Raw genomic sequence first — 19,772 nt, 5'->3', positions numbered from 1 at the left:
GGCTGTGGGGCGTCCAGCATAAGCCTATCCAAGGGTAACCGACACCCAACACCCAAGGAGGCTACCGATGAGCGCCGCCGACCCTGGCCTGGCCGACGCCGAGGCCCTGGACCTTTCCGACATCGTCGATACCGAGCGTTATCCCCTTCACCGGCCCGATGATCCGCGGCTGCTCGAGACCATCGAGCTGGCGCGCTCGCATCTCGACCATGAGGGCTGCGCCGTACTGCGTGGCTTCCTGCGCGAAGACCGCCTCGAACGCTTGCGCCAGGAGAGCGCGCGCATGGCCGAGACCAGCTTCTACAACACCCGCGAGGTCAACGCCTACTTCACCGCCGACGACCCCGCACTCCCCGAAGATGACCCGCGTCGCCTGTTCATGACGCGTACCAGCGGCTTCGTGACCCGCGACATGATCACTGCCGATACCCTGATGCAGCGGCTCTATGTGTCCAGCGCCATGAAGTCCCTGGTGCAGCGTTGCCTGGGCGAGTCGCGCATCTATGAGTACGCCGATCCCTACGCCGGCCTGGTGCTCAACGTGCTGCCGGACGGCACCCAGCAGCCGTGGCATTACGACACCAACGAATTCATCGTCACCATGATGACCCAGCAGCCGGAGGATGGCGGCATCTTCGAGTACTGCCCCAATATCCGCAACCCTCGGGACGAGAATTATGACGACGTGGGGGCGGTGATTCGCGGGGAAGAGACCGAACGCGTTCAGCGGCTCGACCTGCGCCCGGGTGACCTGCAGCTGTTCAAGGGACGCTTCAGCCTGCACCGCGTCACTCGCGTGGCAGGCAATACGCCTCGCCTGACGGCGATCTTCGCCTATTCGCAGGCGCCCGACGTCGTGGGGCGCCTGGAGCGTACTCGGCAGCTCTACGGCCGGGTCTCGGAGCAGCACATGCTGGCCGAGGAACGTCGCGAAGAGCGCGCCGACGGCCTGATCGACTGACCAGCGGGCCAGCACGGCCCGGCATGACGATATCCCAACGAGGAGAAAGCGATGAAAATGGACCTGGCGTCCCTGGGGATCCTGCCGCCCACACAGGACCCGGCTGACTGCGAACCCACCGCCGACGAGATTCCGCGCATCCTGCTGGACCGGCTAGGGCGCGTTCGTGCCGAGCTGGCCAGGCGCGATATCACCGCCGCGGTGCTGTTCGACCCCGCCCATGTGCGCTATGCCACCGGCTCGCGCAACATGCAGGTCTACAGTTCACGCAACCCGGCGCGTTACGCCTTCGTACCCGCCGAAGGGCCAGTGGTGCTGTTCGAGTTCTCCGGCTGCGAGCACCTCGCCAGCCACCTGCCCACCGTCGACGAGATCCGCCCGGCCAAGGCCATTTCCTACTACTTCAACGAGAAGAACACCGAGGCGGTCACTCGTGCCTGGGCCGACGAAATCAGTGAACTGGCGCGCCACTGTGGTGGCGGCGAGCGCATTGCCCTGGAGAGTGCCACGCCGCAGGCGGCCTTCGAACTGCAGCGTCGCGGCTATCAGGTGCTGGATGCCCAGGAGCCCCTGGAGCAGGCGCGTGCCTACAAGGTGCCCAACGAAATCAAGATGGTGCGCTCCTCGCTGCGGGCCGTGGAAGACGGCGTGCGCAAGCTGGAAAACGCCATTGCCCCCGGTGTCAGCGAAAACGCCGCCTGGGCCAAGCTGCACGAGCATATCATTGCCACTGATGCCGACTTCGTCGAGACACGCCTGATGAACGCCGGGCCGCGCACCAATCCCTGGTTCCAGGAAAGCTCCGAGCGCCCCATGGGCGACGGTGAACTGGTTGCCCTGGACACCGATGTGGTGGGGCGATACGGCTACTATGCCGATTTCTCGCGCACTTTCCTGTGTGGTGATGGCGAGGCCAGCCCGGCACAGCGCGATCTCTACAAGCTGGCCCATGAGCAGATCCGCACCAACATGGAAAACCTCAAGCCCGGCGTCAGCTTCAAGGAATATGCCGAACGTGCCTGGCAAATACCTCCCGCCTACCGGGCACGACGCTATTTCGCCCTGGCGCACGGTGTAGGCATGAACGGCGAATACCCCTACATCGTTCACCGCGAGGACATCGACGACAAGGGCTACGACGGCATCATCGCGCCGGGCATGACACTCTGCGTGGAAAGTTTCATCGGCCACGAGGACGGTGGCGAAGGCGTCAAGCTCGAGGAACAGCTCTACGTGCGCGACGACGGTCGCGTCGAACTGCTCTCGGATTACCCTTTCGACCCACGACTGATCGGCTAGCTCGACCCAGGGTCAGTCGCCAGGTCGGCGGCATTCCCTTTTCTCATGGCAGGCATTCTCAATCCAAGGGCGGGGAATAGCGTCGACCTTGTTACTATCAGGTTCCTGAAAATAGCCAAGCATCGACAAAAAAACGCGATAACGGAGAGAAAATTCAAATGAAGTTTCATATGAAGACCGTCTCATCCGCACTACTGGCCTGTGCCCTTATTCCGGCGAGCCAAGGCCTCATGGCCCAGGACAAGGAACTGGTCATCGGCACCAACAACTGGGCCGAAAATATTGCCGTCGCCAACATGTGGAAGATCCTGCTGGAAGACGAGCATGGCTACGACATCGAACTGTCCAATGTCAGCAAGAATGCGCTGTACACGGCCATGTCCCAGGGCGACATCGATCTCTCCATGGAGATCTGGCTGCCGATTACCGACAAGCCTTTTCTCGAACCCTACGAAGATCAACTCCAGGTCCATGAAGCCTGGTATGAAGGTACCGGACTGGGTCTGGTCGTGCCCAGCTATGTCGACATCGATACCATCCCCGAGCTCAAGCAAAACGCCGACCAGTACGAATACCAGGGCAGCCCTTCGATCCTGGGCATCGACAGTGGCTCGGCCATCGCCGGCCTGACGGATGAGGCCATCGAGCAGTACGAACTGCCGCTGTCACAGGTGAACAGCTCCGGTCCTGCCATGATGGCGGCACTCGATGGTGCCTATGCCAGTGAGGAGCCCATTGTCGTGACTCTGTGGAGCCCGCACTGGGCCTTCGCCGAGTACGATCTTAAGTACCTGGAGGATCCCAAGGGCGTATATGGTGCGAATGAAACCATCTACTGGTTCTCGCGTGGCGACTTCGCCGCCGATGATCCCTGGCTGACCGAGGTGCTGAATGCCTGGGAAATGGACGATGACACCCTGGGCGGCCTGATGGCGACCATCGAGGAAGTCGGTGATCCCGAGGAAGGTGCCCAGCAATGGATCGATAACCACCGCGACATCATCGATAAATGGCTGGCCGCCGGCGATAAAGCGAACTGATACCCCATCCCCGCGGGGGCTTTCCAGGCCCCGCTGCTTTTCGACCGGGCCGCGCTTATGCGCGGTCTTTTTGGCATGGTTGATACCATGACTTGCGGATAACCGTTTCGGGAAAAGAACATGGCGTGGCCGGGTTGCTTGTTTTTTTATTCTTCTTGATTTTGCCTGCTACTCTATTTATTAAAGGTCACCGAGCTCAGGAGGGGTTAAGAAAAAAGTCTGACGGAAAGAACAAAAAAATACGTCAATATGAGGGCGTCAGGATGAAAATAATAATGTCTTCTACAAGAGTCTTTACCATCTTTGTGGTGGCTTTGGCGTTGATCTCTCCCACCGTCCAGGGTCAGCAATCCAGCGAAGCCCCCTGCATGACACTGGAGCCCGGCGACCACACCCTGATCATGGATGATCTGCAGCGACACATAGAACCTGCGCTCATGGTCGCCCAGGAAAAGGAGATCGATGTCTCTCAGCGTGATATGAGCCAGCAGGCGTATGTACTCTCGCAATTGGTCGAGTTCGAGGTATTTGGCGAAGCCGCACGTCCCCGGGTGGTACGGGCACAGGAATGTCTCGCCTGGATGGTCGATGCCGATGCCGAACCCGGAGAGGACTGGTCCCGATTGATGCAGCAGGGTAGTGAGGCCCTGGAAAAGGCCGAGGAACCGGCAGCGGTCGTGGACATTCTGGCGCAGCAAAAGGAAGCCCTTGAGCTGGAAGGTGATGTCGAAACAGGCCTGAGTGAGGTTGGCACCATCATGCAGGATGGCCTCGACGAAGGGCTTTATGATCCAGAAGCAGAGATCTTCCAGCGCCTGGAACAGGACGCCAACGACAATACTCAGGTTCCGGCCAGGACGGCGCGGGAACACGCCACGGAACTGGCGGTGGAGGATGCCCAGGGCGCTCTCCATGGCGCCATACGTGGCTGTGTAGCCGGGATGCTCGGTGGCGGGGTGGGCTGTGGGCCCGGCGCCGCGGGCGGTGCGGTTGCCGGAGCGGTCGGCAACTCGACCATGGCGTTGCTCGAGAAGGCCTGGAAGTACCTGGACTTTTGAGGATCCACTATCCAGAGACGCCTGGGGTGATGGCCGGTTTCCTCTGACTGGGCCGAGGGTTAAGCTGTTCGAAAACGCCGGGACATCGTGTTCCGGCGTCAGGGCACGGCACAAGGACCCTCCATGTTTGATCTGATCGGCGATATTCACGGCTATGCGGCCGAGCTCGAGGCCTTGCTCGACAAGCTGGGCTACGAGAAACGGGCCGGCGTCTGGCAACATCCCGAGCGGCGCGTCATCTTCCTCGGTGACTTCGTCGACCGCGGCCCGCAGCAGGTCGAGACCGTGAATATCGCCCGCGCCATGGTCGAGGGTGGCCACGCCCTGGCGGTGCTCGGCAACCATGAATTCAATGCCGTGGCCTGGGCGACGCCGGACCCGCAGCATCCCGGTGAATTTCTGCGCCCGCATACCGCCCGCAATCGCCGCCAGCATCAGGCCTTCCTCGATCAGGTCGGCGAGGGCAGCCAGCAGCATCGCGCCATGATCGAATGGTTCAAGACCCTGCCGGTCTATCTGGAGCTCGACGACTTGCGCGTGGTGCATGCCTGCTGGCATCCCGCGAGTCTCGCGGAGATCGCTCCCCATCTGGATGCCCATGACCGTCTGCTGCCCGAGGCCTGGGAAGCCACCAGCCGCAAGGGCAGTGTCGCCTATGACAGCATCGAAACCCTGGTCAAGGGGCTCGAGATCCCCTTGCCCGAGGGCATGTGCTTCCACGACAAGGACGGAACCCCGCGTTCGAATGTGCGAATTCGCTGGTGGCGCAGCGACTCGCGGGCCTATCGCGATCTGGCCATGGTGCCGGAGTCGCAGCGCGCCGAACTGCCGGAACAGGAGGTCGCGGCCGATACCCTGCCCGAGCAGGATGGTCGCAAGCCGATCTTCATCGGCCACTACTGGCTGACCGGTGACCCGGCGCCGCTCAGCGAGCAGGTCGTCTGCCTGGATTACAGCGTTGCCGGCAGTGGCGGCGGAAAGCTCTGCGCCTACCGCTTCGAGGCTGGTGAGCCGCTTACCGTCGACCGTTTTGTCTGGGTCACGTAATGTCGGGGCATCATCAGGAAACGCGAGGCAATGGCATGCAGATAGTGGATTACCGGCAGTGTGCGGCCAGTGAACTGGAAGCCCTGTGCTATTCGGTCTTCGCCGAATCGGAGAACGCGGCGGAAGGGCGCATGGTCAGCAAGCTGGTGGGTCAGCTGATCAGTGACACACCCGATCACGACATGCAGGGCTGGGTGGCCGTCGATGACGAGAACCCCGCCGGGCTGGTCTTCTTCAGCCGATTGCGGGTCGGCGAGCGGCCGGACATCTTCATGCTCTCGCCGCTGGCGGTCGCGACGGCACACCAGCGCACGGGCCTGGGGCAGTCACTGGTCGCGCATGCGCTCGAACAACTGCGGCAGGAGGGGGTATCGATCGTTACCACCTATGGCGATCCTGCCTATTACCGCCGGCTGGGTTTTCAGCCATTGCCGCAAACCACGCTGGCCGCCCCGCACGACCTCTCGTTTCCGGAAGGCTGGCTGGGGCTGTCGCTCACCGAGGAGAGCGTGCCCGAGGTGCCGGGCGACTGCTTCTGCGTCAAGGCCTTCGACGACCCGCTTTACTGGTGACGCCGGGCATTCGCCGCCACCGGGATGGAAAAACGTAAGCGGGTTAAGTATCTTGGCGATGTCTGCAACATCCGATTGTCCCGACACGAGGCCACATGAACCCCACCATCGAATTGCTGAAGTCCCACCGCTCGGTGCGCAAGTTCCTCGACCAGAAGATTCCCCACGAGACGCTGCTCGAGCTGATTCGTGCCGGCCAGAGCGCGGCCACCTCCAGCCACGTCCAGGCCTACAGCGTCATCCATGTGACGAATCCGGCCAACCGCGAGCAGATCGCGGAGCTGGCGGGCGGTCAGCCCTACATCGCCAGCTGCTCCGACTTTCTGGTCTTCTGCGCCGACATGAAGCGGCCCACCGAGGCCTCCGCGCGCACCGGCGCCGAGGTGACACGCGGCATGACCGAGCAGTTCCTGGTGGCCAGCGTCGATACCGCGCTGATGGCACAGAATGTCGTCGTCGCCGCGGAATCCGAGGGCCTGGGGATCTGCTACATCGGCGGGATCCGCAACAACCCCCAGCCGATCAGCGAGATGCTGCAACTGCCCGACCACGTCTTCCCGGTCTTCGGCCTGTGCCTGGGCTACCCGGACCCGGACAAGCTGCCCGAGGTCAAGCCGCGCCTGCCGGTCGAGGCCGTCCTCAAGGAAGACACCTACACCGAAGACGCGCAGCATGTCGCCACCTTCGACAGCAACATGAAGCTCTATTACCGGGGCCGCAGCAGCACCAACAAGGACACCGACTGGTCGCACAACCTGACGCCGCTGTTCAGCACCAAGGTCCGTCCGCACATGCGTGACTTCCTGCTCAAGCGCGGCTTCGACATGAAATAAGCCGGCCCCCGGGGAGATCACATGGCTCCGCCTGACAGCGCGAGGGCGGAGAACGCCCCCGCCCCGCGACAACTCGCCTTCTACACCCTGGTGGTGGTCGCCTTTCTGGCCGCCTCCAGTGTGCCGACGCCGCTGTATCCGCTCTACCAGGCGAACTGGCAGTTCTCGACGCCGATGCTGACCCTGGCCTTTGCGCTCTACATGTTCACCCTGCTGCTGGCGCTGCTGACCACCGGCAAGCTCTCCGAGTATCTGGGGCGTCGACCGGTCATTCTGCTTGGCCTGGGCATCGAGACGGCTGCCATGCTGTGCTTTCTGGTGGCGCAGGATCTCGGCATCCTGCTGCTGGCTCGCGCCCTGCAGGGCCTGGCCACCGGCATCGCGACCAGTGCCCTGGGCGCCGCCATCATCGACACCGACCACCAGCGCGGTCCCATCCTGGCCAGTGTCGCGCCGCTCGTCGGCATGGGGCTGGGGGCCCTGGGGTCCGGGCTGCTGGTCGATGTGGCGCCCTATCCCATGCGCCTGGGCTTCCTGCTGATGACCGGTATCTTCGTCTGGCAACTGATCGGTCTGCGGGGCACGCGGGAGAGCGTCGCGCCGCGCTCCGGCGCGCTGGTGTCCCTGAAGCCGACGGCGCGTATCCCGGTGCCGGTGCGGCCGACCTTTCTGCGCGTGATTCCCGCCTGCATCGCCTCCTGGTCGCTGGGCGGTTTCAGTCTCTCGCTGGGGCCGGTGCTGGCCAAACAGGTCTCCGGTATCGAGACCGCCCTGATCGGCGGCGCCATGGTCTGCCTGCTGTCGCTGATGGGCGCCGCCGGTGTATGGCGCCTGCGGCGCAAGGAGACGCGGCATATTCTGCTGTTGTCCAGCACCCTGCTGCCGCTGGGAGTGAGCATCGTGCTGCTGGGCGTGATGACCGACAGCATCGTGACCCTGCTGCTCGGCTTCGGCATCGCCGGGCCGGGCTTCGGTGGCGGCTTCATGGGCGCCATGCGCGCCATCATGCCCCTGGCCCCGGACGGCGAACGCGCCTCACTGATGGCCGTGCTGTATGTGGTCAGTTACCTCTCCGCCAGCCTGCCCGCGCTGGTGGCCGGCTTCGCCACCCAGCAGTTCGGCCTGGAACCCACCGTCTATGGCCTCGGCGGCTACGTCATTCTTCTTGCACTGCTGGCGCTGTGGGGAGTATCCCGGCAGCGTGTCGAGTAACCGGGCTTATTCTGGCCTCAGGGTGATTCCTGTCCGACGCTGTGCTCGGCGAAGTGCCTGGCTGGTGAAATAGCCATGAATAATGGCGTGGCTTCGCGCGCTCGCGCCTATACTTATTCATGAACGGGTCGCATGACCCATGACACTTCCAGCTTCGTGCGCTCAGCATCCTGACTGCGCGCAGGCATTCCTGCCCGGAAGCGATTTCTCGTGCCACCCCGCATAGTCGACGGTGATCCTCGCGCGTCAGGATTCCAGCCGTGCTGTGCCGCCTGACAGGCAAGTCCACAGCCTGCTCAGTTGCCCCAGTCCCATGGCGAAAGGCCCATCCAACGGATGTGCCGGATGAGTGGCGCCATGCATGAGGATTATCGTCATGGTTAACAAGATTGCCGTTATTCAGAAACCCCCGGTGATGCTTCAGCGAGATGCCACCATCACGCAAATGCTCGACACGATCGAAGAGGCGGCAACCCAGGGGGCGACACTCCTGGTCTTCCCGGAAGCCTACATCCCCGGCTATCCAACCTGGGTCTGGCGGCTCAAGCCGGGTGGCGACATGGCGCTTTCCAGCGACATTCATGCCCAACTGCGGGTCAACGCTGTCGATCTGGCCGCCGGACACCTGATGCCATTGCAGGATGCCGCGGCCCTGCATGATGTGACCCTGGTAGTGGGCATCAACGAGATTGATAGTCGCTACAGCGGCACGACGCTCTACAACAGTGTGGTGACCATTGGGCCGGATGGCGCCTTGCTGAATTGCCATCGCAAGCTGATGCCGACCAACCCTGAACGCATGATATGGGGGATGGGGGACGGCAGTGGACTCCGAGTGGTCGACACTCCCGCCGGTCGGCTCGGTAGCCTGATCTGCTGGGAATGCTACATGCCCCTGGCTCGCCATGCCTTGTATGCGCAAGCGATGGACATCTTCGTCAATCCGACCTGGGACTCCAGTGATATGCGCCTTGCCAGCCTGATACACATCGCCCGAGAGGGAGGCTGCTGGGTGGTCGGCACGGCCACGGCGATTCAGGGCAGTGATATTCCGGATACCTTCCCGGGGCGTGATCAGCTCTATACCCCGGAGGAGTGGATCAACGAGGGCAATGCCGTCATTGTTGACCCCTCGGGACGCATCGCAGCGGGGCCCTTGAATCGTGAAAAAGGCATCCTGTATGGCGAAATCGACATGGAAGCCGCTCGGCGAGCACGTCGTTCCCTGGATGTAAGCGGACACTATGGTCGCCCGGATATCTTTTCCTTGACGGTAAACCGCTCTCACCAGCCACCGGCAGTGTTCGTCGATGCTTGAGGTTGCCATGAGTTTTGCCCGCCGATGAGCCAGCGCCTTTCTGGTCGTCTTCCACGCGCTGCCGGCGTCGCGCCGAGTGGCAGGCGCCTGCGGACAGGCTTTATGCCACGGCGAGGGCCCTGTTATGCGATGATGCCCAGTGTCATCTCGGTGGCCTCGGCGCAGCCGCAGGGCTCGCCGGGGCAAGCGATAGCAGAGTGGTGAGCATGATGGTTGTTGTGGCGTTTTTGCTGATCTTCGTCGGGGTGACGTTCGCGCTCTATCAGGTATACAGCGTGCACTACACCCTCAATTTCGATGACGAGGAAGAGCGGCCCGCGCAGGTCAACCGGGACATGAAAACCCTGGTCGAGGAGGCCGGATCAGGCGCTTCGGGTGAGCCGTCACCCGGCTTCGAGGCGGAGGTCAGGCGCCTGTTCGGGCAGTCGGTGAGTGCCCGGCTGGTGCTGACGGCGGTGCATACCGGATGCCTCGAGCCCTTGCTGCGGCGTCGCCGCCGGGTGGAAAACCGTGACGGCCTGATCATCGCCCACCTGCCGTTCTGGAAGACGCGACCTCCGGCACGCTATCCCCGCGGGCCGATACTCACCTGTCTCATCATCTGTAGCCTGCTGGCGCTGTTCTGGGGCGGCATGAGCGTGTTCACGCTGGGCTATCCGCTGCCGGGAGCGGGACTTGCCTGGGCCAATCACCTGGGCGTGCTGACGGCGCTTGTCTACGTCTCGGCGCTGCTGGCCTGGGGCGCCGCCAAGCTCGATGGCTATCTGCACGATATTCAGCAGATCGGCCGACTGAGCCGCGAATGACTGGTGCCGCCGACCTCGAACGCTGGATTTCGCAGGATGGTCAGCGCATGGCCGCCCTCGAGGCGGCGCGTCACCTCGCGCTGCCGGACTGGTGCCTGGCGGCCGGCTTCGTTCGCAACCTGGTCTGGGATCGGTTGCATGGCTTTTCAGTGCCCACGCCGCTGAATGACCTTGACCTGATCTATTTCGAGCCTGCGGTCACCGACGCGGCCAGGGATCGCGAGCTCGAAGCCCGGCTGGACGACAGCCTGGCGCTGCCCTGGTCGGTCAAGAACCAGGCACGCATGCACGAGCGGAATCACGACGCCCCTTATCGGTCGACGGCGGATGCCATGCGCCACTGGGTCGAAGTGGAAACCGCCATCGGCGCCAGGCTGGATGAGCAGGGCAGGGTGGTGCTGGTCGCGCCCCTCGGCCTCGAACACCTTCTCGCAGGCACCATCACCCTCAACCCCGAACGTCCCAGGCCCCGGGCGTTCAGGCATCGCCTCGAGGCAAAAGGCTGGCAGCAAATCTGGCCACGGCTGGTCGTGAATAGCTGATGGCCAGGGCGCGCCCCGCTCCGCCGGCACCCATGGCGTGGATCGTTGCCCGCTTCCACCATTGAGCGTTTGCTGATACCCGCGCTCTGCGGCATGCTTGCGTGGTCTCGATCAGGGCATGGTACCTGAGCTCCTGCTCGCAACGCGCTGCGATGGCCCCGGTTGTCGCGACGGCAAGGGGCGGGCTGGTCAGGACCTCCTGGTTTTCGAGCCACAACGAGCGTCCATCGCCATCCGGGCAGGCCCGGAAGCGTGCTGGACCGGCCACTTTCGGGACGCATCAGGCGGGGGTGCCATGAAGTCTCTATCGAGCACAGGATTCGCGATCTTCGGCGCGGCCTTGATCGCCATCACCTACGGTCTGGCGCGCTTCGCCTTCGGCCTTTTCGTACCGCAGATACGCGACGAGCTGGCACTCTCGACCTATGTGATCGGCATCATCGGTTCCTTGCCGTTGATCAGCTTCCTGCTGGCCACTGCCGTCGCACCACTGATCACCAACCGCCTCGGCGCCCGCTATACGGCGGTACTCTCCGGCCTGTTCGGTGTGGCGGGCCTGTTGCTGATCAGCCGGGCCAGCGATGCCATGATGCTCGGCTCCGGGGTATTCTCCTGCGGCATCAGTACGGGACTGATGATGCCGGCGCTGACCGCCGGCATGCAGGCCATCGTCAAACGCTCCATGCACGGCCGCGTCAGCTCGGTGATGAATGCCGGCACCAGCATCGGCCTGATCGTCGCCGTGCCGACGGTACTCTTCATGGTCGGCGCCTGGCGGCTGGCCTATCTCTCCTTCGCCATCTGCGCCGCCCTCGGGGTCATGGCCGCCTGGCTCTTCCTGCCCTCGGTATCGCAGATCACGCCGGCCAACGCGGCGCCCCCGGCCCCCCTGCGCGAGCTGCCCTGGTCACGCCTGATCCGGCTGACCATCTTCGCCTTCGTGATGGGCTTCGTGTCCTCCGCCTACTGGATCTTCGCGCCCGATCTGGTGGTCACCCTGGGCGGTCTGTCCTCGGCCTCCACCGGGTGGCTGTGGCTCGCCGTGGGCATCGCCGGGCTGGGTGGCGCCGTGGCAGCCGACCTGGCCGACCGCAACAACCCGCCCATCACTCATGCGCTGATGCTGATGATGCTCGCCGCCAGCCTGGTGCTGCTGGCCGCCAGCCCCGCGCAGACGGTCCTCGCCACCTTTTCGGCACTGGTGTTCGGCCTGGCCTACATGAGTCTGACCGGCCTCTACCTGATGACTGGCATCCGCCTGCTGCCCGGACGCCTCTCGGTAGGGCCGGTACTGCCCTTCATGGCGGTTTCCCTCGGCCAGGCGGCCGGCTCTCCGGTCGTCGGCGCCCTGGTGGATGCCTTCGACTATGCTGGTGCCTTCTCCATCTTCGCCTCGCTGGGCATCCTGGTGGCCATTCTCTCGCCGTTCTACCCGGGCCACATCTACCAGGTGGGCGATGAAGAAATCGTCGAGGAAGACACCGGCCTGCAGGCCGCCTACGATCATCAGCTGCAGAACGAGGAAGGCGAGCCGCTGGAAGATCCCGAAGACCCGCAGGACGATGCTGAGCAAACGGCGGATGAAAACGCTAACGACGACGTCACTCATCCCATCAGCCTGCATCCGCACAGCAACAGAGTGAGGGTCTATCACGGCGATACCCTGCTCGCTGATACAGGCGCCGCCATCGAGCTCCGCGAGAAGGGCTATCCACCCCGCCACTACATCCCGACAGTGGATGTCGACATGTCAAGACTCAGCGTCTCCGCGACGGTGACGCATTGCCCGTTCAAGGGCGATAGCACCTACTACTCGCTGCCCGACCTGGCCGATATCGCCTGGAGCTACGACCGTCCCAACGACGACATGGACGCCATCGCCGGATATCTGGCCTTCGATGCCGACAAGGTAACGGAGAGGGTGGAGTGAGAAAGGCTGGTGCTCAGTGTCGACTGTATCAGCAGATTCTTAAACGCCCGTGATGGCCAGGTCCAGAGCTCCTACAATCTGATCCCTGTAATGCGACAGTGAGCCAGCCGGGTGTTGGAGATGCTTCTCGGGGATAGAGGAAATCTGTGGAGTTAGCAGGAGAAGATCCTGATCGGCAAAACGTATTTCGGGAGTGAGCCCTTGCATGGCTTTACCGTCAAAGGCGGCACGTTTTCCCAAGGGGATGACGATGCGCGTGGACAGATCGCTCAGCAGACCGCTCTGCACATCGACGAGGTAAGGGTAGTGCGTTTTGCTGGATTGGCTGGGGTTGGGATAAACATCGAACTGTGGCATTAGAAATCCCGGAATTCGTCGCCGAAGCAGCCGTGCTGTTCCACAAATTCATTATAACTTGCTATAGCGGCGCGATTCTCTTTGACCCATTGGGTGGCCTCGTGTCTGGCCAGCTCTTCCTTGAGGGCTCGTTCCAGGGTGGCCGACAGGTTGATGTTCAGCGCGCGGGTCCTGTGCAGCAGATCACTATTGATAGAGAGGTTCGCTGCTTTTTTGGGGGCAGCTGGGTTGTAAAGCTCGGCCATGGCAGCCTCCTGCGGGCGTTGTGCCTGTTCCTGTAGTCTATGCGCATGAGGATGCGCCCTCAAGTGCGTAATTGATATCCACAACTCCGTGTCTCTACGGTGTTTCGGGACTCCAGCCCCATGTTTTGTCGAATTTTCTCGGCCATTCGGGACATCTGCCTTATGCCGTCATGTCGCGAATCTCCCAAACTTGACTCGGGCACACCGAAATTCCACAGGGGGATGCATCATGAACATGTTGAGCGAGCGAGTGGTGCCAACGCGCCAGAGAATTCTGCACCAACAGTATCGGCAAGCGCCTGACGAGGCATGGATCCGCGATCACGCGCGGACGGTTTCAGGCGATACTTCAGACCCTTTCCACGGCGAGGTCGAACCGGCCAACAATGCCGGACACTGCTGGGCCTATGGCATTCACCGAGCAGTCGGTGGTGATCACGACGCCCCCAATCCCGGTGACTTGCTGACGTCAGCCCTTGCCGCCTGCCTGCACTCGACGATCGGTATGGTCTCGCAGTGGCTCGAGATGGAACTGGCCGATCTCGCGGTGGATGTCAGCGCGGAAGCCGATGTGCGCGGTTCGCTGCGGGTGGACGCATCCGTTCCAGTCGGTTTTCAGCGCATGCATGTCAGCGTGACCGGGCGGGTGGTATCCGGGGGCAATGATGCCGCCAGCTTGAAGACGCTGGCTGGCAGCGCCGAAGCCTGCTGTGTGGTGATGCAAACGCTCAAGCGGGGGACCGACGTGCGCAGCGAGTGGCACCTGAGCTGATTCCGGATGCGCCGCCTTCTTGCTTCGCGATCCACTCAGGCGCAGCACACATCACAGCGCCGCGTTCATCCATGGCCATGACCGGTTTCCATCAGTCTCAACCCGTGGCGAGCGTAACGCATGCCGCTGCCGTCGGGCCGCGCCACCCAGGGCCCGACGACGCCCTCACTCGTACTTGTTCTGCCAACTCTTCACAGCGATCTGATCCTTGAGCAGTTCCAGCATGTCCACCAGCACCTGCTCGGTAATCTGCTCGGTCTGCTGGTCGGTATGTAGCCAGGCATCGAAGCCGCTCTCGGCCAGATGTTCCACCAGCGATGAGAACTCCGCCGAACGCAGCCCAGCCAGGGCCTCGTCGATCAGGTGGCAGGCCAGGTCGGATAGGGACCCCTCCAGACTGCGACTCAACTGGCTGCCCATCGGCAGGCGCGAGAGCCGCTTGATCTCGGGACTCTCCGCCAAAGTACGGCTCACCAGCCCGCGCACATAACGCAGGGTATCGTCACGATTGTTGGAGTAGGCATCACCCGCCATGGCCTCCAGCCGTTGGCTCACCTCGCGGATCAGCGCCTGTTTGCGCGGCTCCACCACTCGCTCGATCAGTGGCCCCGAGAGGCCATCGCCGTTGCGCAGCTCCTGTTGCACGTTATCGAGCATGCGAATGGCGATGCGGTCGGTGAGTTCCTCCATCAGGATATCGACATACTTGGCGGCCACCCGATATAGATACCACTGGCGCACATCGATCAGCCCCATGCGCTGCAGGCGGTGCAGTAGCGAGATGACGCGCAGCACACGCAGCAGCCGGAAGCCGCTCAGCGGGATGCAACCCAGCACGTCGTACCAGTGCACGAAGGGGTAGAAGAACCAGCGATGATAGTGCCGTTCGGCAATGGCCACGGCCCAACCCAGCAGCACATCCAGCAAGAAGACCGCCACGAAGGCCAGGTCGATGCGCAGGAAATTGGCATGAATGTGCTGCTCATAGGCTTCATGCAGGCCCGGCGCCACGGACGCAAAGGCACTGTTCAAGGGCGGCAGGAGAAAGAGGCTGTCGAACAGCAACAGCGCCAGGTTGGCGACCACCAGCACGAGGATGAACAGGTCCCACACCAGGTGGACCCGCTCCATGGCAGGCGACGTCGTGCGGGTGGCGGGCATGGTGCCTCCTTGAATGCGTCGAGATGTCCGTCTACTCCATCAGGCAAAGCGTAGCGCGTCAGCTGGCTGTGGCCGAGGATCTCTCCTCTGACCGGGTATCAACCAGAGGGGAGTTGCTATCATCGGAGATAGTCTGCCTGACATCTGCCACGTGACAGCTATTGAGAGAGATACTGGCAATGGCGAGCTTCAGACAAGACTTCCGCCCTGAGACGGGAAAAATGACGAGGTGACGAATGAAGGTCAAGCGCATCATGGCCAACACCGCCACGCAAGATCTCGATAAAGCAGAAGCCTTCTATGGCGGCATACTCGGCCTGGAGCTCCTGATGGATCACGGCTGGTTCCGCACCTACGGCTCGGATGAACGCATGCGCGTTCAGGTCAGCTTTGGTGCCGAGGGCGGCTCGGGCACTGACGTGCCTGACCTCTCCATCGAAGTCGATGATCTCGATGCAGCGCTGACTCGCTTCGGGGAAGCACAGGTGCCCATCGAATACGGCCCTGTCAGTGAACCCTGGGGCGTACGGCGCTTCTACGTCCGCGACCCATTCGGCATACTGGTCAACATCCTGCAACACGAGTAAGAGCCCCCATGGCGAGGGTGCAGTGTGAATCAACGGGTGTGGAAAAGGGCGCCAAACGGTGACAGACAATACGCTCGGGTTCTAAGCTAGTTAATCAGCCAACTCGCAAGGGACCTGCCGATGGCCAATCACCTCGAGCCCCGCATCACCTTGCACCCGCACTCACGCAGGGTGCGGATCTACCACGGCGACACCCTGCTCGCCGATACATGCGACGCCCTTGAGCTCCGCGAAAAAGGCTATCCGCAACGGCAATATCTGCCGCAACCCGATGTGGATATGTCGAAGCTCAGCGTCTCCACCACCGTGACCCACTGCCCCTTCAAGGGCGATAGCACTTACTACTCACTGCCCGACCGCCCCTATACCGCCTGGAGCTACGAAAGCCCTATCGACGAGATGCAAGAAATCGCCGGCCGATTAGCTTTCGATGCCGACAAGGTACAGGAGACGGTAGAATGACAGCGGGAATCGAGGCTCAGGCCACGAGCTGCGGGGGGAGCCCGTGTTATATAGCGTGCACGTTGATTGGGCTTATATTGCGTGACTGATGCCCATTGTCATGAAAATCAGATGGTTGGTGGTTTGGTATAAGAAAATTGAACGCGCATGCTCGTTCAAGTGGAAAAACGAGCATGCATCTAATACCTGTTATGCACTTCGGTGTCAGAGGTCGTGTTGAATGATTACTGAAATCCACATCGAAGCAGTTGCGAGCTTCAAGCACGCTGCATCCCTTTTGACAGACAAAAAAATCAACCTCATATACGGATTGAATGGCACTGGGAAGTCTACTGTTTCCGATTTTCTTTATGACCCGATCGATTCAAAGTTTTCGAGGTGCAAAAAAGAGCCGGAAAGCACGCCTCCAATTCTTGTTTATAATCAAAGGTTTATACAAGACAATTTCTATGTTGCCGATAATCTGAAAGGGATATTTAGCCTTTCGAAGGAGAATAAGGCAGCTGAACAGAAAATCGCAGATGCTACGAAGAGGAACGCAGAATTAGAAGAGTTACTACAAAAAATCATGATGTAAGAGGAAATATCAACCAAGAGTTTGAGGGTCAAAAACAAAAGGCCGTGAATGAAGTTTGGAAGATAAAGACAACATACACGGGAGGAGATCGGGTCCTTGAATACTGCCTAGATGGACTAAAAGGGCAAAAGGAGAAGCTCTTTTTTAACTTGCAGAAAATATCAAAGCCAAGCACCGAGCCAGAGAGAGGTATTCAGACGCTTCGCAACGAAGTCGAAGCCCTTAAGGGCGATACGGCCCAGCCCCGCCAGCGGCTCTCCCCGCTTCTCTTCTCAGCTCACGATGTCGAATCAGATGAAATCTTTGGTACCTCCATCCTTGGCAACACCGACAGTGAAGTCGCGGCCCTGATCGAAAAACTCGGCAATTCAGATTGGGTAAAGCAGGGCCTTTCCTACCTGCCGGAGAAGGTGGAAGCGTATGGAGGACCCTGCCCCTTCTGCCAAGAGAACACAATCTCATCAAAGTTTGTCGAGAGCGTGAAAGGATACTTTGATGCAAGCTATCAGAAGCAGATGGACGCCCTTGAGACTCTCCATTCCAGGTACGCCTCCGAAATTCGCCGTCTGCCAGATGTTAGTGACTATGCAAACCACCCGTTTGCCAAGGATCATAAAACAGAGTTACATGATGCATATCATGAGCTCATTGAGCGCCTGCGAAGTAACGCAGAGAAGATAGAAGAGAAGTCAGCAACCCCGAAGACTCCGGTGACATTAGAAGACACTTCCACTTCCGTCGCGAACTTCAATGCCGAAGTCGCAGCTGTTAACGCGGCCATTGACGAGTACAACGAACGACTAAAGAATCGCGATAAGGCGCTCGCGGCGATACGCGGTGAGTTCTGGCGGCTTATGCGCTGGCAGTACGATCAGACAATATCGAGATTTGAAGCCGACCAGCAGGCAGCGAATCAGAGACTCAAAGATTTGGATAAGGAAATGAGCCAAATCAGTTCGGAGATTGCGGATAAAAAGAAAGAGATCGCAGCGGCACGGAAAGAAACTGTAAATGTTGAAGAAGCAGTAGATGCGATAAACGCGGGCCTGTTGGATCTGGGCATAGATGACTTTGAGGTGTGCAAATACTCCGATAATCTCTACCGTGTTGTGCGAACCGGTGATTCAAAGGATGCCTTTCATACACTTAGTGAAGGCGAGAAGATGATGATTAGTTTTCTGTACTTTTGCGAACTATGCAAAGGTCAAACTACGGTGGATGACACGCACACGCGGCGTATAGCTGTTATTGACGATCCAATATCGAGTTTGTCACATGTTTTCATATTCAATGTAGGGCAGTTGATAAAATCAGTGTTCTTTAGGAGCGAAAGGTTTTCTCAGGTCTTCGTGCTGACGCATAGCCTATATTTCTTCTATGAACTCACCGACCCAAACCATAAAAGACGGAAAGAAACGCAAAGTCTATTCAGAATCACCAAAGCGGCATCTGGAAGCGCTATCCAAGAGATGAAATACGAGGAGATTCAGAATGATTATCAAGCGTACTGGTCGGTCGTGAACGACCCGGATCAACGACCGGCTCTTATCGCCAATTGCATGCGCAATATCGTGGAGTATTTCTTTGGCTTTGTACAAAAGAAAGATCTCAACAATGTCTTTCAAATGCCGGAGCTTCAAGATGTTCGATTTCAGGCGTTTTATCGCTACATAAATCGTGAATCACATTCACTGGGCCAGAATATTATTGATATGAAGGAGTTTGATTATGACGTATTTAAGGAAGGCTTGAGGCCGGTTTTCGAAAAGGCGGGCTATCCGGAGCACTTTGAGGCGATGTCGAAGGACTAGCCGATGATATGCCTGCATCGGCGTGAGGATGAGAGCATAACAACGCCATTAACACGGACGGGCAAAAGCGCCGCTTCGCTCTGCTTTGGCCCGCCGGTTATGGCGAGCGTTAAGCCCAATAGCGAGTTTCGAGGCGCACATGCCGTTGAAAATAGATGAAGGGCCGCCTTCAGAGGTACCAATGGACCTTCTTCTTTTGGCAGACCCTTCTGAAGATGCGGTCAAAGAGTACCTGAATCAGTCTAGGTGTTTCGTCGCATATGCCAACGATGTTGTAGTCGGGTCCTGTGTACTCAAGCCGATCGAAGGAGGAGTGGTAGAGTTAATGAATATTGCCGTTTCACCATCGAACCAACGGAGTGGAATTGGAACGCGACTTCTGAGAAATGTTATCGACAAAGTAAAAGAGTCAGGTGCAAGGGGGCTAGAGGTCGGGACTGGCACCTTCGGTTACCAACTGACCTTCTACCAACGGCAGGGCTTCAGGGTTGACCGCATTGATAAGCGCTTCTTTTTGAGGAACTATCCAGAACCCATAGTTGAAGATGGGGTTCAGCAAAAAGATATGCTTAGGTTGACTCTCGAGTTTTGTGGCGAAATTTTACACCAACGAACGGTTTAACAATGCAATGCACGCGACAAGCGCGTGACCGCGGCGTTAAATCAGTAGTGATACCGAAGCTGAGCGATCAGCAGGGCATCATCGGTCACCTTGTAAACCATTCGGTGTTCTTCGTTGATGCGGCGGGACCAGTACCCGGCCAGGCTGTGTTTGAGGGGCTCCGGTTTACCAACCCCTTCGAATGGTTCTCGCTTGGTCTCCTTGATTAGCTTGTTGATGCGAGTAAGGATCTTTTTGTCGCTTTTCTGCCAGTACAGGTAGTCCTCCCAGGCGTGCTCGGAGAAGATGAGTTTCATTCAAGAAGTTCCTTTTCTTGACCCTCGCCCTGCTCCAGCTCGGCAACGGATCCCAGCAAACGCTGGGCGTTTTTGGGAGCGCGTAGAAGATAGGCCGTTTCTTGCAGGGCCTCGTAGTCTTCCAGCGAGACCATTACCACGGATGGCGATTTACTCCGGGTGATGATCACGGGAGAGTGATCCTCACAGACCTGCTCCATGGTTTTTGCCAGATTGGTTCTGGCGGCTGTGTAACTAATGGCATCCATAATGCTTCTCTGTACA

The 19,772-nt window shown here is 59.9% G+C and carries 21 protein-coding genes and 1 pseudogene; 17 read left to right on the top strand and 5 right to left on the bottom strand.

Features of this window, described 5'->3' with window-relative positions; translation table 11 throughout:
- Positions 1-67: 67 nt before the first annotated feature.
- The 12 genes from QWY79_RS05360 (at position 68) to QWY79_RS05305 (ending at position 12,618) form a co-directional block, all read left to right on the top strand.
- Positions 68-961 (top strand): HalD/BesD family halogenase, encoded by an 894-nt coding sequence (locus QWY79_RS05360; RefSeq protein WP_290270630.1) that lies wholly within the window; start codon positions 68-70, stop codon positions 959-961.
- 51 nt (positions 962-1,012) lie between these two features.
- Positions 1,013-2,260: a M24 family metallopeptidase gene (locus tag QWY79_RS05355; protein ID WP_290270628.1), complete on the top strand. Its 1,248-nt coding sequence runs from the start codon at positions 1,013-1,015 to the stop codon at positions 2,258-2,260.
- 170 nt (positions 2,261-2,430) lie between these two features.
- Positions 2,431-3,300, top strand: coding sequence for a glycine betaine ABC transporter substrate-binding protein (locus QWY79_RS05350; RefSeq protein WP_290270626.1), 870 nt, complete (start codon positions 2,431-2,433; stop codon positions 3,298-3,300).
- 275 nt (positions 3,301-3,575) lie between these two features.
- A complete protein-coding gene (locus tag QWY79_RS05345; protein WP_290270624.1) occupies positions 3,576-4,358 on the top strand; it encodes a hypothetical protein in 783 nt (260 codons plus the stop codon).
- Positions 4,359-4,481: 123 nt separating this feature from the next.
- Entirely contained in the window at positions 4,482-5,405 is a 924-nt protein-coding gene (locus QWY79_RS05340; RefSeq protein ID WP_290270622.1) for a metallophosphoesterase, read from the top strand.
- Positions 5,406-5,440: 35 nt separating this feature from the next.
- Complete coding sequence (locus tag QWY79_RS05335) at positions 5,441-5,977, top strand: GNAT family N-acetyltransferase (RefSeq protein ID WP_290270621.1); 537 nt, start codon at positions 5,441-5,443, stop codon at positions 5,975-5,977.
- Between the two features lie 95 nt (positions 5,978-6,072).
- Positions 6,073-6,810, top strand: coding sequence for an oxygen-insensitive NADPH nitroreductase (gene nfsA, locus QWY79_RS05330; protein WP_290270619.1), 738 nt, complete (start codon positions 6,073-6,075; stop codon positions 6,808-6,810).
- 21 nt (positions 6,811-6,831) lie between these two features.
- Complete coding sequence (locus QWY79_RS05325) at positions 6,832-8,022, top strand: MFS transporter (RefSeq protein ID WP_290270617.1); 1,191 nt, start codon at positions 6,832-6,834, stop codon at positions 8,020-8,022.
- Positions 8,023-8,398: 376 nt separating this feature from the next.
- Positions 8,399-9,340 (top strand): carbon-nitrogen hydrolase family protein, encoded by a 942-nt coding sequence (locus tag QWY79_RS05320; protein ID WP_290270615.1) that lies wholly within the window; start codon positions 8,399-8,401, stop codon positions 9,338-9,340.
- Between the two features lie 206 nt (positions 9,341-9,546).
- Positions 9,547-10,146 carry a hypothetical protein gene (locus QWY79_RS05315; protein WP_290270613.1) on the top strand — a complete coding sequence of 200 codons (600 nt, stop codon included), beginning with the start codon at positions 9,547-9,549 and terminating at the stop codon, positions 10,144-10,146.
- Entirely contained in the window at positions 10,143-10,688 is a 546-nt protein-coding gene (locus QWY79_RS05310) for a nucleotidyltransferase family protein (protein ID WP_290270611.1), read from the top strand. The genes QWY79_RS05315 and QWY79_RS05310 overlap by 4 nt, the downstream gene beginning before the upstream one ends.
- Positions 10,689-10,983: 295 nt before the next feature.
- On the top strand, positions 10,984-12,618 hold the full coding sequence (locus QWY79_RS05305; RefSeq protein ID WP_353960358.1) for an MFS transporter: 1,635 nt from the start codon (positions 10,984-10,986) through the stop codon (positions 12,616-12,618).
- Positions 12,619-12,657: 39 nt separating this feature from the next.
- Here QWY79_RS05305 and QWY79_RS05295 read toward each other — a convergent pair whose 3' ends face one another.
- Positions 12,658-12,975, bottom strand: coding sequence for a CcdB family protein (locus QWY79_RS05295; protein ID WP_290270610.1), 318 nt, complete (start codon positions 12,973-12,975; stop codon positions 12,658-12,660).
- Positions 12,975-13,220: a type II toxin-antitoxin system CcdA family antitoxin gene (locus QWY79_RS05290; RefSeq protein WP_290270607.1), complete on the bottom strand. Its 246-nt coding sequence runs from the start codon at positions 13,218-13,220 to the stop codon at positions 12,975-12,977. Before QWY79_RS05290 ends, QWY79_RS05295 begins: the two co-directional genes overlap by 1 nt.
- 229 nt (positions 13,221-13,449) lie before the next feature.
- Here QWY79_RS05290 and QWY79_RS05285 point away from each other — a divergent pair, with 229 nt between their 5' ends.
- Entirely contained in the window at positions 13,450-13,992 is a 543-nt protein-coding gene (locus QWY79_RS05285; RefSeq protein ID WP_290270606.1) for an OsmC family protein, read from the top strand.
- Between the two features lie 165 nt (positions 13,993-14,157).
- Here QWY79_RS05285 and QWY79_RS05280 read toward each other — a convergent pair whose 3' ends face one another.
- Positions 14,158-15,153, bottom strand: a complete 996-nt coding sequence (locus QWY79_RS05280; RefSeq protein WP_290270604.1) for an ion transporter — start codon at positions 15,151-15,153, stop codon at positions 14,158-14,160.
- Between the two features lie 236 nt (positions 15,154-15,389).
- Between QWY79_RS05280 and QWY79_RS05275 the strand changes: the two genes are divergently transcribed.
- The 4 genes and pseudogenes from QWY79_RS05275 to QWY79_RS05255 all read left to right on the top strand — a co-directional run bounded on the left by QWY79_RS05275 (position 15,390) and on the right by QWY79_RS05255 (position 19,212).
- Complete coding sequence (locus tag QWY79_RS05275) at positions 15,390-15,740, top strand: VOC family protein (protein ID WP_290270603.1); 351 nt, start codon at positions 15,390-15,392, stop codon at positions 15,738-15,740.
- A 120-nt stretch (positions 15,741-15,860) separates the two neighbouring features.
- Positions 15,861-16,202 carry a DUF427 domain-containing protein gene (locus tag QWY79_RS05270; RefSeq protein WP_290270601.1) on the top strand — a complete coding sequence of 114 codons (342 nt, stop codon included), beginning with the start codon at positions 15,861-15,863 and terminating at the stop codon, positions 16,200-16,202.
- Positions 16,203-16,422: 220 nt separating this feature from the next.
- Positions 16,423-18,590, top strand: a pseudogene (locus tag QWY79_RS05260) (AAA family ATPase).
- A 139-nt stretch (positions 18,591-18,729) separates the two neighbouring features.
- Positions 18,730-19,212 carry a GNAT family N-acetyltransferase gene (locus QWY79_RS05255; RefSeq protein ID WP_290270597.1) on the top strand — a complete coding sequence of 161 codons (483 nt, stop codon included), beginning with the start codon at positions 18,730-18,732 and terminating at the stop codon, positions 19,210-19,212.
- Between the two features lie 41 nt (positions 19,213-19,253).
- Here QWY79_RS05255 and QWY79_RS05250 read toward each other — a convergent pair whose 3' ends face one another.
- Entirely contained in the window at positions 19,254-19,508 is a 255-nt protein-coding gene (locus QWY79_RS05250; RefSeq protein ID WP_290270596.1) for a Txe/YoeB family addiction module toxin, read from the bottom strand.
- A complete protein-coding gene (locus tag QWY79_RS05245) occupies positions 19,505-19,756 on the bottom strand; it encodes a type II toxin-antitoxin system Phd/YefM family antitoxin (protein ID WP_353960359.1) in 252 nt (83 codons plus the stop codon). The genes QWY79_RS05250 and QWY79_RS05245 overlap by 4 nt, the downstream gene beginning before the upstream one ends.
- Positions 19,757-19,772: the final 16 nt, after the last annotated feature.

The sequence above is a fragment of the Halomonas sabkhae genome (assembly GCF_030409265.1).
GTDB lineage: Bacteria > Pseudomonadota > Gammaproteobacteria > Pseudomonadales > Halomonadaceae > Halomonas > Halomonas halmophila.
Note: the sequence above shows the minus strand (reverse complement) of the source record. Positions and strands in the feature narration are given on the sequence as shown.

Excerpts from the sequence above, each read along its gene's own strand:
- QWY79_RS05360 (WP_290270630.1), top strand. The coding sequence starts at position 68 with ATGAGCGCCGCCGACCCTGGCCTGGCCGACGCCGAGGCCCTGGACCTT.
- QWY79_RS05355 (WP_290270628.1), top strand. The coding sequence starts at position 1,013 with ATGAAAATGGACCTGGCGTCCCTGGGGATCCTGCCGCCCACACAGGAC.
- QWY79_RS05350 (WP_290270626.1), top strand. The coding sequence starts at position 2,431 with ATGAAGACCGTCTCATCCGCACTACTGGCCTGTGCCCTTATTCCGGCG.
- QWY79_RS05345 (WP_290270624.1), top strand. The coding sequence starts at position 3,576 with ATGTCTTCTACAAGAGTCTTTACCATCTTTGTGGTGGCTTTGGCGTTG.
- QWY79_RS05340 (WP_290270622.1), top strand. The coding sequence starts at position 4,482 with ATGTTTGATCTGATCGGCGATATTCACGGCTATGCGGCCGAGCTCGAG.
- QWY79_RS05335 (WP_290270621.1), top strand. The coding sequence starts at position 5,441 with ATGCAGATAGTGGATTACCGGCAGTGTGCGGCCAGTGAACTGGAAGCC.
- nfsA (WP_290270619.1), top strand. The coding sequence starts at position 6,073 with ATGAACCCCACCATCGAATTGCTGAAGTCCCACCGCTCGGTGCGCAAG.
- QWY79_RS05325 (WP_290270617.1), top strand. The coding sequence starts at position 6,832 with ATGGCTCCGCCTGACAGCGCGAGGGCGGAGAACGCCCCCGCCCCGCGA.
- QWY79_RS05320 (WP_290270615.1), top strand. The coding sequence starts at position 8,399 with ATGGTTAACAAGATTGCCGTTATTCAGAAACCCCCGGTGATGCTTCAG.
- QWY79_RS05315 (WP_290270613.1), top strand. The coding sequence starts at position 9,547 with ATGATGGTTGTTGTGGCGTTTTTGCTGATCTTCGTCGGGGTGACGTTC.
- QWY79_RS05310 (WP_290270611.1), top strand. The coding sequence starts at position 10,143 with ATGACTGGTGCCGCCGACCTCGAACGCTGGATTTCGCAGGATGGTCAG.
- QWY79_RS05305 (WP_353960358.1), top strand. The coding sequence starts at position 10,984 with ATGAAGTCTCTATCGAGCACAGGATTCGCGATCTTCGGCGCGGCCTTG.
- QWY79_RS05295 (WP_290270610.1), bottom strand. The coding sequence starts at position 12,975 with ATGCCACAGTTCGATGTTTATCCCAACCCCAGCCAATCCAGCAAAACG.
- QWY79_RS05290 (WP_290270607.1), bottom strand. The coding sequence starts at position 13,220 with ATGGCCGAGCTTTACAACCCAGCTGCCCCCAAAAAAGCAGCGAACCTC.
- QWY79_RS05285 (WP_290270606.1), top strand. The coding sequence starts at position 13,450 with ATGAACATGTTGAGCGAGCGAGTGGTGCCAACGCGCCAGAGAATTCTG.
- QWY79_RS05280 (WP_290270604.1), bottom strand. The coding sequence starts at position 15,153 with ATGCCCGCCACCCGCACGACGTCGCCTGCCATGGAGCGGGTCCACCTG.
- QWY79_RS05275 (WP_290270603.1), top strand. The coding sequence starts at position 15,390 with ATGAAGGTCAAGCGCATCATGGCCAACACCGCCACGCAAGATCTCGAT.
- QWY79_RS05270 (WP_290270601.1), top strand. The coding sequence starts at position 15,861 with ATGGCCAATCACCTCGAGCCCCGCATCACCTTGCACCCGCACTCACGC.
- QWY79_RS05255 (WP_290270597.1), top strand. The coding sequence starts at position 18,730 with ATGCCGTTGAAAATAGATGAAGGGCCGCCTTCAGAGGTACCAATGGAC.
- QWY79_RS05250 (WP_290270596.1), bottom strand. The coding sequence starts at position 19,508 with ATGAAACTCATCTTCTCCGAGCACGCCTGGGAGGACTACCTGTACTGG.
- QWY79_RS05245 (WP_353960359.1), bottom strand. The coding sequence starts at position 19,756 with ATGGATGCCATTAGTTACACAGCCGCCAGAACCAATCTGGCAAAAACC.